Annotated in this window: 1 protein-coding gene; it reads left to right on the forward strand. The window is 76.6% G+C overall.

Translation table 11 applies throughout. The features are described 5' to 3' along the window. Window positions 1-171 precede the first annotated feature (171 nt). Entirely contained in the window at window positions 172-1,266 is a 1,095-nt protein-coding gene (locus tag MXD60_RS03640; RefSeq protein WP_248817504.1) for a M29 family metallopeptidase, read from the forward strand. The last annotated feature ends 253 nt before the right edge of the window (window positions 1,267-1,519 follow it).

Here is a 1,519-nt window from a genome sequence, read left to right on the forward strand (position 1 = left end):
CCCGCGGCGCGCGCGGGGGGGGGGGGGGGCGGGGCGCGGCGCCCCCCCCCCCCCCCCCCCCCCCCCCACGCCCGCCCCCGACGCCCGTGGTGGATCCGTCCCGATCCGCCGGTCGACTGCCCCTCCCGGTCCCGGTCCCGCCGTCCAGCTTCGTCGCCCCGGGTGGTCCTCATGGCACAGTTCCTCGTGCGTCCCGACCTGCACCGCGAGTTCGCCGGCCCGCACGCCGTGTTCTGCCTGCTGACCCAGGCCGACCGGGCGGCCGAGTTCGAGCTCGCCCCCAGCAGCCGCCACGGCACCGTGCTGCACCACACCCTGGCGGCGGACGAGGCCCTGGCCGACGCTCTTCCCGCGCTGCCGGCCGACGCGGACGTCTTCGTCGTCTGCCCCGACCGCTTCCTCGTCTCCCCCGATCCCGCCCAGCTCGGCCCGGGCCGGCGGATCTCGGTGATGCCGTGCGGTTCGACGCCCGTCACCGACGCCCACGTCGGCTACTTCCTCGACGTCGTCGAGCGGACCGACCCGCAGGCGCTGGAGGCCCGCGCCGACCGGTTGTTCGAGGCCCTGGGCGACGTCGACGAGGTGCTGCTCACCAGCCCCGCGGCGGGCGCCTCGGCCCGGTTCGGCATCTCGGGCGACTACGAGTGGAACCAGCAGGCCGGCGCGCTGTCCGCGGGCGAGCAGCAGATCGCCCCGTCCGGCGAGGCCAGCGCCGCGCCGACGGGCCTCTACCGGTTCGACGCCACGCGGCGCCTCGCCCTCGACGGCCGGATCGCCCTGCGCGGCGCCCCCATCGTGCACCGCGGTGACGATCCCGCCGTGCTCGACGAGCAGGCCCGGATCTTCGCGGACCTCGACGTCCTGCGTTCCGCCACCGTCCTGCTCGACCTCGCCGACGGCCTGGTGACCGGCGTGACGGCGCTCGGCGCCGCCGGCCAGCCGGCCGTCGACGCGCTGGAGAAGCTCTACTCCGCCGACGACAACTACCGGGTCGTCTGGGAGTTCGGCATCGGGCTCAACCCGGTCCTCGATCAGCAGCCCGGCAACTGCGGCCTGAACGAGATGTACGGCTCCACGGGCGGGGTCGTCCACCTCGGCTTCGGCCTGACCCCGTCGACCCGCTACGCGCTCACCTTCACCTGCGCCGACACGGCCATGACCGACCCGACGTCGGGGTCCCGGATCGCCGGCCCCGCCGCGACGGCCTCCCCGGCGGGGCCGGTCCGGCGACTCAACCGCCAGCGCACCCCGAGCTGCGGCTGCTGAAAGCGGCCCCGTCTCCCCCGGTTTCCCGAGCGCGACGCGCCCGGAGCACCACATCACCGACCGCACATCTTCACAACCGAAGGTTCCGCGGCGGCCCCCAGCCAAGCCGGCGGCATCGGAACCGCAGACTGGAAGGAGCCCCGCGATGAACGACGACCCGCGTAGCTGGTATCTGGACCCGGGGGGGGGGCCGCCCCCCCCCCCCCCCCCCCCCCCCCCCCCCCCCCCCCCCCGGGGCCCCCCCCCCCCCCCC

Source organism: Frankia sp. AgB32, from assembly GCF_023243045.1.
Classification (GTDB): domain Bacteria; phylum Actinomycetota; class Actinomycetes; order Frankiales; family Frankiaceae; genus Frankia.

Coding starts and splice junctions, on each gene's coding strand:
- MXD60_RS03640 (WP_248817504.1), top strand. CDS start 172: ATGGCACAGTTCCTCGTGCGTCCCGACCTGCACCGCGAGTTCGCCGGC.